This is a genomic window from Verrucosispora sp. WMMA2044, assembly GCF_027497155.1.
GTDB classification, from domain to species: Bacteria; Actinomycetota; Actinomycetes; order Mycobacteriales; family Micromonosporaceae; genus Micromonospora; species Micromonospora palythoicola.
In genome coordinates this window covers 3,586,005-3,598,986 of the sequence record NZ_CP114913.1, presented here as the reverse complement: position 1 = coordinate 3,598,986, position 12,982 = coordinate 3,586,005, and the positions used below count along the sequence as shown (strand labels likewise).

Annotated in this window: 13 protein-coding genes; 6 read left to right on the top strand and 7 right to left on the bottom strand. The window is 71.3% G+C overall.

Annotated features, from left to right (window positions below; genetic code table 11):
- Positions 1 to 37: 37 nt before the first annotated feature.
- Together O3597_RS16300 and O3597_RS16295 are read right to left on the bottom strand one after the other, a co-directional pair.
- On the bottom strand, positions 38 to 1,399 hold the full coding sequence (locus O3597_RS16300; protein WP_281601661.1) for a hypothetical protein: 1,362 nt from the start codon (positions 1,397 to 1,399) through the stop codon (positions 38 to 40).
- The gene (locus O3597_RS16295; protein ID WP_164445398.1) at positions 1,389 to 1,985 is read right to left on the bottom strand and encodes a SigE family RNA polymerase sigma factor; all 597 of its coding nucleotides are present in this window, start codon (positions 1,983 to 1,985) and stop codon (positions 1,389 to 1,391) included. The genes O3597_RS16300 and O3597_RS16295 overlap by 11 nt, the downstream gene beginning before the upstream one ends.
- Before the next feature lie 147 nt (positions 1,986 to 2,132).
- On the opposite strand from O3597_RS16295, the gene O3597_RS16290 reads away from it, so the two are divergent.
- The 4 genes from O3597_RS16290 (at position 2,133) to O3597_RS16275 (ending at position 6,800) form a co-directional block, all read left to right on the top strand.
- Positions 2,133 to 3,200, top strand: coding sequence for a DUF2855 family protein (locus O3597_RS16290; RefSeq protein WP_164445397.1), 1,068 nt, complete (start codon positions 2,133 to 2,135; stop codon positions 3,198 to 3,200).
- 71 nt (positions 3,201 to 3,271) lie between these two features.
- On the top strand, positions 3,272 to 4,168 hold the full coding sequence (locus O3597_RS16285) for a bile acid:sodium symporter family protein (protein ID WP_164445396.1): 897 nt from the start codon (positions 3,272 to 3,274) through the stop codon (positions 4,166 to 4,168).
- A 171-nt stretch (positions 4,169 to 4,339) separates the two neighbouring features.
- Positions 4,340 to 5,716 carry an FAD-dependent oxidoreductase gene (locus O3597_RS16280; protein WP_281601660.1) on the top strand — a complete coding sequence of 459 codons (1,377 nt, stop codon included), beginning with the start codon at positions 4,340 to 4,342 and terminating at the stop codon, positions 5,714 to 5,716.
- 169 nt (positions 5,717 to 5,885) lie between these two features.
- Entirely contained in the window at positions 5,886 to 6,800 is a 915-nt protein-coding gene (locus O3597_RS16275) for a cation diffusion facilitator family transporter (RefSeq protein ID WP_164445394.1), read from the top strand.
- A gap of 4 nt (positions 6,801 to 6,804) precedes the next feature.
- Here the strand turns inward: O3597_RS16275 and O3597_RS16270 are convergent, their stop codons facing one another.
- From O3597_RS16270 to O3597_RS16260, 3 genes are all read right to left on the bottom strand, one after another.
- Positions 6,805 to 7,638, bottom strand: a complete 834-nt coding sequence (locus O3597_RS16270) for an SDR family oxidoreductase (protein WP_281601659.1) — start codon at positions 7,636 to 7,638, stop codon at positions 6,805 to 6,807.
- Positions 7,635 to 8,015, bottom strand: a complete 381-nt coding sequence (locus O3597_RS16265; RefSeq protein WP_099851924.1) for a YccF domain-containing protein — start codon at positions 8,013 to 8,015, stop codon at positions 7,635 to 7,637. Before O3597_RS16265 ends, O3597_RS16270 begins: the two co-directional genes overlap by 4 nt.
- 62 nt (positions 8,016 to 8,077) lie before the next feature.
- The gene (locus O3597_RS16260; RefSeq protein WP_281601658.1) at positions 8,078 to 10,192 is read right to left on the bottom strand and encodes a cellulase family glycosylhydrolase; all 2,115 of its coding nucleotides are present in this window, start codon (positions 10,190 to 10,192) and stop codon (positions 8,078 to 8,080) included.
- Between the two features lie 304 nt (positions 10,193 to 10,496).
- Here O3597_RS16260 and O3597_RS16255 point away from each other — a divergent pair, with 304 nt between their 5' ends.
- On the top strand, positions 10,497 to 11,714 hold the full coding sequence (locus O3597_RS16255) for an FUSC family protein (RefSeq protein ID WP_281601657.1): 1,218 nt from the start codon (positions 10,497 to 10,499) through the stop codon (positions 11,712 to 11,714).
- Positions 11,715 to 11,730: 16 nt separating this feature from the next.
- Here O3597_RS16255 and O3597_RS16250 read toward each other — a convergent pair whose 3' ends face one another.
- Both O3597_RS16250 and O3597_RS16245 read right to left on the bottom strand, forming a co-directional pair.
- Entirely contained in the window at positions 11,731 to 12,255 is a 525-nt protein-coding gene (locus O3597_RS16250; protein WP_164445391.1) for a hypothetical protein, read from the bottom strand.
- Between the two features lie 23 nt (positions 12,256 to 12,278).
- Complete coding sequence (locus tag O3597_RS16245; RefSeq protein WP_281601656.1) at positions 12,279 to 12,797, bottom strand: hypothetical protein; 519 nt, start codon at positions 12,795 to 12,797, stop codon at positions 12,279 to 12,281.
- On the opposite strand from O3597_RS16245, the gene O3597_RS16240 reads away from it, so the two are divergent.
- The gene (locus tag O3597_RS16240) at positions 12,798 to 12,941 is read left to right on the top strand and encodes a hypothetical protein (RefSeq protein ID WP_281601655.1); all 144 of its coding nucleotides are present in this window, start codon (positions 12,798 to 12,800) and stop codon (positions 12,939 to 12,941) included.
- Positions 12,942 to 12,982 lie beyond the last annotated feature (41 nt).

Genomic DNA, 12,982 nt, shown 5'->3' with positions numbered 1-12,982 from the left:
GTGCCCCTCCCGAGTCGAATGGGTCCGGTATGACGCCTCACCAGGCCCAGACCGTCGGCTCGGCGAGTTGATGCGTGTCCTCGGTGAGGTGCGGCGTGGCAGCGGTGAGCAACGGCTGGTCCGCACTGTCGAAGACCTTTACCCCGGCGACCTTGCGATGGTCGATCTTGAAGACACCGATGCCGTCGTTCAGCGGTCCATCGGTCATCGTCGACCCCCGCGCGTCGACCAGCTCGGCGCGCGCTGCCGATTCCGGCCCGGCCACCAGCACACCGGCGGTCTCGCCCGGCAACGGCACGGCGACGAGGGCGGCGCTGCCGATGCCGGTCCGGTGGTCGGGCGGAATCGCTGGGTGTGATCGCGCAAGCGCACGAGCGTCGGCCTTGAGCAGCGCGGCGCAACCGCCGTCGAGCGAACAGGACCGGACCAGGACGGCTGCCGGCGCATCGGGGACCCAGGTGGGCAACCGACCGGTCCAGAACACCTCGGGCGTCGAGCCGACGAGTCCCTCGCCGTCGAGCACGTCGCGCAGCTCGCGGACGGCGGTTTTGCCGAGGTCGGTTTCCTGCGCCTCCGTGATCGTCAGGTTCGTCCGCACGCCGGCCTGGACGGCCGGGCCGGAGTACCGCACGGTCCCGTCGCAGGTGAACTGCCACCGTCCGGCCGGCTCACCCCCCTGCACCGCGTAACCGTCGGTGTTCATCCGCGCCCAGGACCGGACGACGGAGCCGTCCGGCTGGAGCCGACCGGCGTTGGAGACCTCCACGCGGCAACCGGCCGGTGCCAGGCCGACCGCGAGATCGGCGACGTGGTCGTCGCCCCTGGGGGCGTACCGTGCGAAGAAGACGTACGGAGTCAATTCCTGCGGCTCGTCCGGCGTCCCGGTCTGGTCGAGCAGTTCCGGCATGGACGCACCCTCCGGGCCGCTGCTGTGGCGAATCAGTGCGTGCGAGTCGTTCAGGTAGGCCACCACCACCACGCGGGACGCGCCCGGCATGTCGTCGGCGAACAGCACCCGCACCTCGTCCAACGACGGATCGACAAGGAGTTCGGCGCGGGCGGCCCGGTACTCCCGTTCGATGGTGGCGATCAGCGCCGTGTCGCCGGCCAGACTGCCGCGGGTGGGTGAGTCGAGCAGCCGGCGCACCATCGGATCGTCGATCGGACTCGCCGGTTGGTACGCCGCCGTGGCCAGCGTGGACTCGTCGGTCCTCAGCAGGCTTGCAAGACCCACGGGCGGTATGGTCACCATGGCCAACACCAGGGCGGCCACACCCGTCAACGCCGCCTGTCGCCGCCGGCGTCGCCGTACGCGACGTAGCAACCGCTGGTACGGGTCGGGCTCGGGCACCACCGGTTCGGCGAGCCGGGCCAGCGCGTGCCTGATCTCATCGGCCATCGCTCGGATCTCTCCTTCTCGACGCGTCCGGCACCGCGGCCAGCGAACTCTTGTCGACGTCGCGGCACGGTGCCGGTTGTTCCGATGTCACCGGCCGGGGCGGTGCCGCCGGCAGCACCGCCCGGAGCCGGGCGAGCGCCCGTGAGGACTGGCTCTTCACGGTGCCGACCGAGCATCCGAGCGCGTCGGCGATCTGGGCCTCGGTGAGGTCTTCCCAGTAGCGCAGGACCAGCACCGCACGCATCCGGGGTGGCAGGTGATGCAGCGCGGCGAGCATCTCGTCGCGGACCACGACATCGTGGGCCAGGTCCCGGCCAGGCTCGCTCGGAGACCGCCAGGAACCTGTGACACCGGCGAGGAGCTCTCGGGAACCGAACCGCCGCCAGAGCCGGGTCCGCTCGTTGACCATGATCCGGCGGACGTACGCCATCGGCTCGTCCACCTGACTCCACCGGCGCATCGCCCGCATCAGCGCGATCTGCACCAGATCCTCGGCCGCGTGACGGGAACCGGTCAGCAGGTACGCGGTCCGGACCAGGTCCGCGTACCTGATCTCGACGAACTCGCGGAAGCCGTCATCGGTCACCTGCGCCCCTCCAGCCCTGCCTGGGCATCGTTCATGACAGGAAGACCCCGGGCCGACCGGAAAGGTTGTGCGGTGCCGACGAGGAGTGGGATTTTGCACCTACAGTGCATCTTGTTTCGGAGGCCGGGGCTGCCTAGCGTCTTCGGCATGGCTGCCTCCTGGACGTTCGCCGTGGCCCGTGCCGAGCTGAGCCGCACCACCCTGGTGGAGCGTGCCGTGCCCGCGCTGTCCGACGGCGAGGCGCTGTTGCGCGTGGACCGTGTCGGACTGACCGCGAACAACGTCACCTACGCGGTGCTCGGCGACTCGATGCGCTACTGGGAGTTCTTTCCACCCGAGCACCACGGGCTGGGAGGGCAGTGGGGGCTGCCGCCGGTGTGGGGCTTCGCCGAGGTGGTCGCCTCGACCGTCGCCGAGGTCGAGGTGGGGTGCCGGGTGTACGGCTACCTTCCGCCGGCAGGACACCTGGTGGTCCGGCCGGCGAGGGTGGACGCCACCGGGTTCCGGGACGCCAGCGCGCACCGGGCCGACCTGCCCTCGCCGTACAACGGGTACCGCTCGACGGTGAGTGACCCGGCGTACCAGGCCGACCAGGAGGACCTGCTGATCCTGTTCCGGCCGCTGTTCTTCACCTCCTTCATGCTGGCCGACCAGGTCGTCGACAACGACTGCTACGGCGCGACGTCGCTGGTCGTCTCGTCGGCGTCCAGCAAGACCGCGTACGCCGCCGCCGTCGAACTGCGCGGGCGCGGCCCACGTCTGGTCGGGCTCACCTCGCCCGGCAACGTCGAGTTCACCCGCGCGCTCGGCTGCTACGACGAGGTGCTGCCGTACGACGGGATCACCGCCCTCGACCCGGTGCCGACCGCGTACCTCGACCTGTCCGGTGCTCCCGCGACCCGGGCTGCCCTGCGGCGGCACCTGGGCGACCGGCTGGTGCGCGACATCGCGGTCGGCCTGACCAACCAGATCCCGAACGCCGACGCCGCCGGGGAGGTCTTCTTCGCCCCGGTGCAGATGCGCAAACGCCGCCTCGACTGGGGTCGCGACGGGCTCGACCGACGCTTCGCCGACGCCTGGCGGCGCTTCACGGAGGTGGCCGGCGGATGGGTCGACGTCCAGCTCGGCACCGGCCCGGCCGCGCTGGAGAGTGCCTGGCTCGACGTGCTCGCGGGCCGAACCCCGCCCCGGGTGGGGCGGGTCGTCCAGTTCTGAGCGGGGGGAGCGGGCACCCCGGCCGCATGGAGGATTGCCAGTGCATTACCCGGTGGTAACGATGTCGTGTCATGGACTCCGCCCTGACCCTGATCGGACTACCCGTCGCCCTCGGCATCATCATGCTCGGTCTGGGTCTCGGCCTGACCACCGGCGACTTCCGCCGGGTGGCCCGGCACCCGAAGGCCGCCGTAATCGCGCTGGGGTGCCAGGTGCTGCTGCTCCCGGCGCTCTGTTTCGGCCTGGTGCTCGCCTTCGACCTGCCGCCCGAACTGGCGGTCGGGATGATGCTGTTGGCCGCCTCGCCGGGCGGCACCACGGCCAACCTCTACAGTCACCTGTTCGGCGGCCACGTGGCGCTGAACATCACCCTCACCGCCATCAACTCGGTGCTGGCCGTGTTCACCCTGCCGATCGTGGTCAACCTGTCGGCGGCGTACTTCCTCGGCGACGCACGGAGCATCGGGTTGCAGTTCGACAAGGTGCTCCAGGTGTTCGCGATCGTGCTCGTCCCGGTCGTGGTCGGCATGCTGGTCCGGGCACGCTGGGCCCGGGTGGCCGAGCGGCTGGACCGTCCGGTCCGGGTGCTGTCCGTGGTGGTGCTGGTCGCGGTGATCGCCGGTGCGGTGCTCGGTGAGCGGGAGAACCTCGCCGACTACTTCGTCTCCGTCGGTCTGGCCGTACTCGCGTTCAACCTGCTCAGCCTCGGCATCGGGTACGGGGTGCCGAGGCTGGCCGGGGTCGAGCGCAGCGCCGCCAAGGCGGCCGGGTTCGAGATCGGCATCCACAACAGCACGTTGGCCATCACCGTCGCGCTCAGTCCGGCGCTGCTCGACAGCACCCGGATGGCGATTCCCGGCGCGGTCTACGGCATCGTCATGTTCTTCACGGCCGCCGCCTTCGGGTACCTGGTCAACCGGGTGGGCAGCGGACGCGACGCCGCGCCGGACGGTGCCGCCCGGACCTGAGCCGACGAGGCCGCGTGACAGAGGTACGACCGGTTCGCCGTCGGCGTTCCCTTGCTGTGCAACGATCGTTGGGCGTCATGCCGACCGTCCGGCTCCGTCGGCCTGACCGAGCAACGGTCACTGGCAGGCAGGCGGAACGGCGCCCCACCTCGTACCCCTTTGGAGAGCACGATGTCCCGCTCCCCGGCTCGGGTCCTCGCCGCGCTGAACGCGGTGCGACCGCCCGACCAGTCGTCTCCCGTCGTCGGCAAGGCGGTGGTGGTCGGCGGCAGCATCGCCGGGATGCTGGCCGCCCGGGTGCTGTCCGATCACGCCGAGAGCGTGGTGGTCGTCGACCGCGACGACCTGCACGCGACCGGCGGGCGACCGGGCGTACCACAGGGAACCCAGCTGCACGCCCTGTTGCCCGGCGGGTTCCTCCTGCTGGAGCAGCTGTTCCCCGGGTTCCGGGAGCAGGCCCTGGCGCAGGGGGCGGTGGAGGCTCCGCCCGCGGCCCGGCGGAACTACCTGGACGGCCGGCTGAAGGTCGTCGTGCCGGACGACGCGGACAGCCTGGCCGGCAGCCGGCCGCTGCTGGAGTCGTTGATCCGGCAGCAGGTGCTGCGACTGCCGAACGTCAAGACGGTCACCGCGCGGGCCACCGGCCTGGTCTTCGACGGCGACGTGACCAGCGGAGTGCGGTGCGACGTCGGCGGTGCGGCCGGTGTCGAGCACGCCGACCTGGTGGTGGACGCCATGGGGCGGTCCAGCCGGCTGTCCGACTGGCTGGCGGAGGCCGGCTGGCAGCGGCCGGCGCTGCGGCGGATGACGGTGGACCTCAACTACGCGACCGCCCTGTTCCGGCGCCACGAGGCGAACCCGGAGCACGCGGTGGTGCTGGCGCTGCACAGCCCGACGAGGTCGGTGGACGTGGCCGGTGCCGCCTTCTTCGCGATCGAGGACGGTCGGTGGATGGCCATGATGGCCGGCTACGGGGAGAACCGTCCCGGCCGTACCGCCGAGGATTTCGTCCGCCGGCTGCGGGAGCAGTTCCCGCCGGAGTTCGCGGTGGTCGCCGACAGCGAACTCCTCGGCGACGTGCAGACCTACCGGCACGCCGACAGCCGGCGCCGGGACTTCCACGCGCTGACCCGGCTGCCGGCGGCGCTGGTGAGCGTCGGTGACGCGGTCGCCTCGTTCAATCCGGTGTACGGCCAGGGCATCACCGCCGCCGCGCTGCACGCGGCCTGCCTGGCGAGTTACCTGCGGTCCCGCCCGGACCTCGGCCTGCCGGCCCGACACTTCTTCGCCCTCCAGAAGGTCGTGGTCGACGCCGCCTGGTCGATCTCCACCTCGGCCGACCTGGCGTTGCCGCACGTCGACGGCCCCTACCCACGCGGCTACCGGCTTTCCAGCTGGGTGAGCCGGCAGATCATCGCGGCGACCGTCACCGACGTGGCCACCGCCCGCCGGTTCAACGACGTCGTCTCGATGCGCAAACACCCGAGTTCCCTGGTCACCCCAACGGTGATCCTCAACGCCCTGCTGGCCAACCGCCGCGCCCGCTGATCTCCGCCACGTTCCCCGCGATCTTGCACTTCTGGCCCCCGCAAAAGCGGTGAAAACACGCATCTCGCCGACCGGAAGTGCAAGATCGCGAGGGTGGTGGCCGAGCAACTGTTGCACTCATTGCAATGTCAGCATATGTTTGCGGTGGGACGGACGGAGGGAGTGCGGGGTGGGTGCCGGGCACGATCACGGGCGGCAGGTCGCCCGGGCGGGGGAGAAGCACCGCGGGCGGCTGTGGGCGGCCTTCGTCCTGCTGACGGTCTTCATGCTGGTGGAGGCGGTCGGTGCCTGGGTCAGTGGCTCGCTGGCCCTGCTGTCGGACGCCGGCCACATGTTCACCGACGTGCTGGGCATCGGCATGGCGCTCGCCGCGATCACCGCCGCGAGCCGGGCCTCCCGGGCGGGCCAGCGCACCTTCGGCCTGTACCGGATGGAGGTCCTGGCGGCGCTGGCCAACGCGGTGCTGCTCTCCGGGGTGGCCCTCTACGTGCTGGTGGCGGCGGTGCGGCGGCTCGACGAGCCGCCGGAGGTGCTGGTCGGCCCGATGCTCGTGGTGGCCGTCGGCGGGCTGGTCGCCAACGTGGCCGCCTTCCTGCTGCTGCGCGCCGGGTCGACGGAGAGCCTCAACGTGCGCGGCGCCTACCTGGAGGTCCTCGGTGACCTGCTCGCCTCGGTCGGCGTACTGGTCGCGGCCGGGGTGATCGCGCTGACCGGCTGGTGGTACGCGGACCCGATCGTCGCCGTCGGGGTGGCGCTGTTCATCCTGCCGCGCACCTACCGCCTCGCCCGCGCCGCGCTGCGGGTGCTGGTGCAGGCCGCGCCCCCGCACCTGGACGTCGCCGAGGTACGCGACGGGCTGCGCGGGCTCGACGGCGTCGCCGACGTGCACGACCTGCACGTGTGGACGCTGACCTCGGGCATGGAGGTGGCCTCGGCACACCTCACCCTGGACACCGGAGCCGAGCTGACCCCGGTGCTGGCCGCCGCCCGCGAGCTGCTGCACGACCGCTTCACCATCGAGCACGCCACCCTGCAGGTCGAGCCACGCGACGCCGAAGGCGTCTGCGGCGGCGCCCACTGGTGAGTCGTCAGCGCAGCTGGACCACGTTGCCGGTGACCAGCCGCCCGCTCTCCCCGGCGAGGAAGGTGATCACGTCGGCGACCTCCTCGGGCTCGGCCACCCGCAGCAGGTGCGGGTCGTCGTCGACGGCGGCGCGTACCTCGTCGCTGACCCAGCCGGTGTCGGTGACCGGCGGGTGCACGGCATTGGCGGTGATACCGAACGGCGCGAGCTCGTGTGCCGCGGCCATCGTGTAGTTGACCAGGGCCGCCTTGGCGGCACCGTAGGAGACCTCCTCGGGGAAGCCGTCGTTGCCGCCCGACGTGAGGCTGATGACGCGCCCCCAGCCGCGCCGCGCGGCGACGTTGCGGCGGGCGAACTCGGCGATCAGCAGGGCGCCCGCGCGGGCGTCCACGGCGAACTGGGCGTCGAACGACTCGGCGCTCACCGGCCGCAGCGTGCGGCCGTGCCGGTCGACGGCGGTGGGCTTGAAGGTGTCCGCCAGCCAGCCACTGGCGTTGTTCACCAGGATGTCGACCGTGCCCAGCTCGCGCTCGGCGATGTCGAACAGCCGGGCCGGGACGGCCGGGTCCGCCAGGTCCGCCTCGACGGGAAGCACCCGGCCGCCGACGGCACGCACCCGCTCGACGACCTCGGTCGCGTCGCCGGCCCGGTTGCGCCGGTACGTGTCGGGGATGCCCGCATCCGGCGGGTCGTCCAACCGTAGATAGCTGACCAGCACTGCGGCGCCCGCCCGGGCCAGCGCGACGGCGGTGGCCGCGCCGATGCCGTGGTTGGCCCCGGTGACCAGGGCCACCCGGCCGGTCAGGTCGTTTGTCGGAAACACGCCTTCAACTCTCACGGTGCGGGTACGACCTCCTGTCCCAACGGCCAGATCGCCGCCGGGACGAGCTTGAAGTTGGCCACGCCGAACGGGATCCCGATGATGGTCAGGCAGAGGCTGACGCCGGCGACGATGTGCGAGAGCGCCAGCCACCAGCCGGCCAGCAGCACCCAGATGATGTTGGCCAGTCCCGAGGCCACCCCGACGCCGGGCTTGGGCACCAGGGTCCGGCCGAACGGCCACAGCGAGTACGACGCCAGCCGCAGCGACGCCACGCCGAACGGGATGGTGATGACGAGCACGAAGCAGATCAGGGCGGCGATACCGTAGCCGATCGCCAGCACCAGACCACCGCCGAAGATGAGCCAGAGCACGTTCAGCAGGAATCGGATCATGAGCCCATGATGACCGCCGCGCGCCACCGGCCACCCGGTGGGCGGCCGGTGGCGCGGGCCGGTCAGCCGGTGACCCCGGTGACGTTGCTGCCGGACCTGGTGACGCGGTAGGTCACCTGGGCACCGCTCCAGAAGTGGAAGGTGAGGGTGACCGGTGCGCCGTCGCGGACCTCGCCGAAGAAGGTGTCGGTCAACGTGATCCGGTTACCCGGGTAGTCGGGTGAGAAGGCCACGTCGAACTCCTTGAACGACGTCCAGTCGTGCGGGCCGGCGTTGCTGCCGTCGGCGTACCTCGCCTCCATGGTGGCGAGCTGGTCGCCGCGGAACTGGGTGGGGATGGCGAAGGCGGCGGTCGTGCCGGTGACGTTGGACAGCACCGGCGTGTCGTAGGTGATCACGTCGATCCGCCAGGGCACGCCGGCCGAGAAGCGGGCCTGGAGGCTGGCGTTGACCCCGTACGCCCGGTTGCCGACCAGCCGGGTGAGCGCGCTGGCGGTGATGGTGAGCTGGTTGCCGGAGACCGTGTAGTCGGTGCCCTGCACCAGGTTGGTGCTGCCCTGGCGCAACCCGGAGAAGGTGGTGCCGTTCAGGTTGAGGGTCAACGACTTCGCGGTGACCGAGCCGGTACGCGGCACGTACACCTGGTCGGACGACGCGGTGCCGGAACGGGTCGTCCAGCTCGACCTGATCTGGGCCCACAGCTCCGGGTCCTTCCACTGGAAGGCGACCCGGTCGAAGTGCTGGCCGTTGTCCCAGAGCTGGGTGGTGATCCGCTTGGTCCGCGCGTAGTGGCCGAGGAACTCGAAGAACTTGAGCTTCTCACCCTGCTGGATGGTGCCGGTGTGCCGGTCGAAGCCGAGCAGCCCGTACTCGCCGATCACGACGGGGATGTTGCGGGTCACGAAGGCGTTGTGCACCCGGTCGAACGAGTCGGTCAGGTCCTGCTGGGTGGTGGCGTCGAAGCGGGTGCCGCCGGCCACGTTGACGCTGAACGGCCAGTAGCCGTAGAAGTGCACGGTGGCGATCAGGTTGCGGTCGTTGAGCTGGTTGATCGTCGTGGTCAGCTCGTTGATCCGGGCCTGCTCGGAGGAGGTGTGCAGGGTCGGCAGGACCAGCATCCGGGTGGCGTTGACGCCGCCGGAGGCGCGCACGATCCGGTGGAAGTTGACGTTCAGCTCGTGCAGCAGCTCCGCGTTCTGGGCGTCGCCGGAGCTGTTGGCGAACTGCGGCTCGTTGACGCTCTCGAAGTGCAGCCTCGGCGAGTGGTCCCGGAACGCGGCGGCGATCTGGGTCCACAGCGCGTTGTAGCGGTTGAGCACCGTGGTCCGGTTCGTCGGCATCTCGTGGATCCACTGCCACGAGTCGTGGTGCAGGTTGATCATCACGTAGAAGCCGTCGTCCAGGGCCCAGCCGACGACCTCCTTGACGCGGTTCAGCCAGGCCGCGTCGATGGTGTACGACGGGGCGGGGCCGTGGTGGTTGCTCCAGGTCACCGGGATGCGGATGCTGTTGAAGCCCTGTGCCCGGATGGCGTCGAGCTGTGCCTGGGTGACGCGCGGGTTGCCCCACGCGGTCTCGTCGGCACCGACCGCGTCGAAGGTGTTGCCGAGGTTCCAGCCGGGCTGCATCGCGGCCACGTAGGCCATCGGGTCGCCGGCCGGCGGCGGCGACGTGGGCGGCGGGGTCGTCGGCGGGGGCGTGCTCGGCGGCGGGGTGGTGGTCGGCGGCGGGGTGGTGCCGACGCTGCCGGTGCAGGTGACACCGTTGAGGGCGAACGTGGTCGGTGCCGTGTTGCTGCCGGACCACGACCCGTTGAAGCCGAACGACACGGTCTGGTTGGTGCCCAGCGCGGCGTTGTAGCCGACGTTGCTGGCGGTGACGTCGTTACCGGACGAGGTGACCGTGGCGTTCCAGGCCTGGGTGACCCGCTGCCCCGAGGGGAACGTCCAGGTCAGTCGCCAACCGTTGAGCGGATCGCCGAGGTTTGTCACCGCGACGTTCGCGGTGAACCCGCCCGGCCACTGGCTGGGGGCGGAGTACGCCACCCGGCATCCGGCCGCCGCGTGGGCGGTGCCGGCGGTGATCAGGCCGGCACCGGCGAGTAGTGCGGCGACGCCGCTGGCGACCAGGCCGAATCGCCATCGTGTCCTGCGTAGTGTGCCCTTCAGCCCAGCCATGACGCTCCTCGCGTGGTGATGGTGTCGACGGGGTGGCTGGCCGGGCGTCGCCGGTCCACCGGAAACATCCGGCCGGCTCGCACCATAAGTTGGGATCATCAACTTTGTCAATTGACGTTCTGCGATTTAGTCTCCTTCTTTCCAGGTGGGGAGGGTGGCCCGATGAGCAACAGGGGTGGCCCGTCGTACCGGAGGGGTGGAAAGCCGACGTCCAGCGGATCGGTGGCGGCAGTCGGAGTCAGGCGGCACTGGTCCGGCAGGCAGCGAATGAGCGTGGCCTCGCGGGGTAGTCGGCGGCGTGGCGGTGGCGGAGGACGACCGGAGCTGGGCGCGTCGTGCCGGTGACCGGTTCGAGGCCGTGGTAGCCGGGACGGTCGGCGGTATCAGCCGGAAGATCAACTGGCGGGAGCGACGTCGGAGCCTGGAGTTGTACGCCATCCTCGCGGTGCAGTCCGGGGTGGCCGCCGCGCTCGCCTGGACGCTGGCGCACGAGCTGCTGAACCACCCGTCGCCCGTGTTCGCTCCCAGCGCCGCCGTCGGCACCATCGCCGCCGCGATCGGGCGGCGCACCCGGCGCACCCTCGAACTGCTTGTCGGCGTGCTGGCCGGTCTCCTGGTGGGTGACGCGTTGATCATGGTGATCGGCACCGGCCCCTGGCAGATCGGCACCGTGGTCACCCTGGCCATCCTGCTCGCGTTGACCATGAGCCGGGGTGGCGCGGTGGTCACCCAGGCCGGCGGTACGGCGGTGCTGATCGCGACCCTCTCGCCGATCCAGCGGGGACTGGAGGTGCCGCGGGTGATCGACGCGGTCATCGGCGCGGTCTCCGCCGTGGTGGTGGTGGCCCTGCTGCCGGTCAACCCGGTGCGCATCATCCAACGGGCCGCCCGCCCCCTCTTTGCCGCACTGATCGAGCACCTGCACGACGCCGCGGACGGGATGTCCCGGGGCGACGCCGGGGCGGTGGCCCGGGCCCGGGACGGGCTGTACGGCCTGACCCCCCAACTGGCGTTGCTCAACGACGCTGTCTCCGGTGCACAGGAGGCGGTGGCGGTGTCGCCGGCCCGCTGGCACCGACGGGGCGAGTTCGAGCACTACCAACGCGGTACCCGCTACCTCGACCTGTCCGTCGGGGGCGGCCAGGAGATGCTGCGCCGGGCGGCCACCGCGGTCCGCGACGGCGAACCGATGCCGGCCGGGTTGTCGGCTGCGGTGCACTACTTCGGCGACGCCCTGGCGCTGTTGCAGGTCGAGGCGGAGAGTCGGCAGCGCACGACGCGCTCCGAGCAGTTGGTCCTCAGAGCGGTCGACCGGGCCGCCGAGGCGTACGACGAGGGGGTCGGCTTCTCCGGCAGCGTGGTGGTGGCCCAGATTCGCACCGTCGCCACCGACCTGCTGCGCAGCCTGGGCTGCCACGAGGAGGAGGCGGTCGAGGTGATCCGGCGACGCTTCGAGGCGCAGCGTCACGAACTGCGGAGTCAGGACGGGGAGGCGTCGCCCGCCGAGCGGAAGGCGGCGTGATCGGCCCCGGCCGGACTCAGAGCCGCCCGGCGACCGTCCGCGCCAGCTCGGTCAGCGGCTTGTCGTACTTCGCCGGGTCGTCGAGCCGGACCAGTCGGATGGCCACCCACACCCCGGCGGACTGGAAGAAGACCGCGCCGTCCTCCAGGTACGCCTCGTCCCCGATCCCGGACAGCGTCTCGAACTCGTGGTCGAGGTCACGGTCGACGTCGAGGATTTTCTTGGCTCCGTCGCCCACGTACACCTCCACCTGCGCCAACGGACCCGACGTCGGCCCGGTGTAGGTACAGGTCTCGCGGACCGGCACCGCATCCTCCAGGCGGGTGCCGGCCAGCTTCTCGGCGTCCTCCTTGGGCACCAGGGCACAGGCGTCGACCTGTGGTGCCTCGGTCGACGGCTCCGCCTCGGTCGCCTCGCTGGGCGGTGCCGGCTCGGCCACCTCGGTCGGTGGCGGTGGCGCGGCGGCAGGTTCGGCGCTGCCGCCGCAGGCGGTGAGAACGGCGACGGCAGCGGCCGCCGCGGCGAGCTTGAGGTACCTCACGGTCGTCTCCTCGGGGCGTGGTGTCACCGGGGCAGGGCGTCGAGCAGCCGGCGCAGCGCCTGCGCGTAGCCGTCGGGCTCCGCGCCGAGGCGCTCGAAGCTGCTCAGCGTCACGGTGAAGCTGCCGGCTCCGCCGACCAGCACCGCCTCGGCGCCGATGTCCTTGACCGCCAGGTAACCCTTACCGTCGCCGTCGAGGTCCGTCACCGTCTGGTAGCTCTGCTCGGCCTGCTGGCGCTGGTAGTCGTAGGTCGTCTCGCCGGCCAGCTGGGAGGCGGTCGTCACGGACAGCGCCGCCACTCCCTTGCCGTCGCCGAAGCTGCAGTTGCCGTCGTCGGCCATCGACTGGCCGACCAGCTCGGAGACCTGGGCCGCGGTGAACGGGCAGGCCGGGGTCTGGTTGCCGGCACCGTCGGCGGGCAGGTCGAGGTCGGTCTCCGCGTCCGCGCCGGGGCCGGCCGCCGGTGGCGTGGGTTCGGCGCTGTCGCAGCCGGTCAGCGCGAGCGCGGCCACCAGCACCACGGGCAGGATCAGTCGACGCACGTGTTCGGTTCCCTTCTGACACCCGACCGCGACCGGGCCGGGCAGCTCGACATGGTGTGGGACCGCGCCGGTGGCGGAAGCCGGCCCTCCGGGCGGCAGGGTCTGCTGACGTGCCGGCCGGACGAGTCGGCCCGGCGGGAGTGACAGTTCGACGCTACGACCACCCGGCCGTGGATGAATCCGGC

Coding starts and splice junctions, on each gene's coding strand:
- O3597_RS16260 (WP_281601658.1), bottom strand. CDS start 10,192: ATGGCTGGGCTGAAGGGCACACTACGCAGGACACGATGGCGATTCGGC.
- O3597_RS16285 (WP_164445396.1), top strand. CDS start 3,272: ATGGACTCCGCCCTGACCCTGATCGGACTACCCGTCGCCCTCGGCATC.
- O3597_RS16290 (WP_164445397.1), top strand. CDS start 2,133: ATGGCTGCCTCCTGGACGTTCGCCGTGGCCCGTGCCGAGCTGAGCCGC.
- O3597_RS16265 (WP_099851924.1), bottom strand. CDS start 8,015: ATGATCCGATTCCTGCTGAACGTGCTCTGGCTCATCTTCGGCGGTGGT.
- O3597_RS16300 (WP_281601661.1), bottom strand. CDS start 1,399: ATGGCCGATGAGATCAGGCACGCGCTGGCCCGGCTCGCCGAACCGGTG.
- O3597_RS16280 (WP_281601660.1), top strand. CDS start 4,340: ATGTCCCGCTCCCCGGCTCGGGTCCTCGCCGCGCTGAACGCGGTGCGA.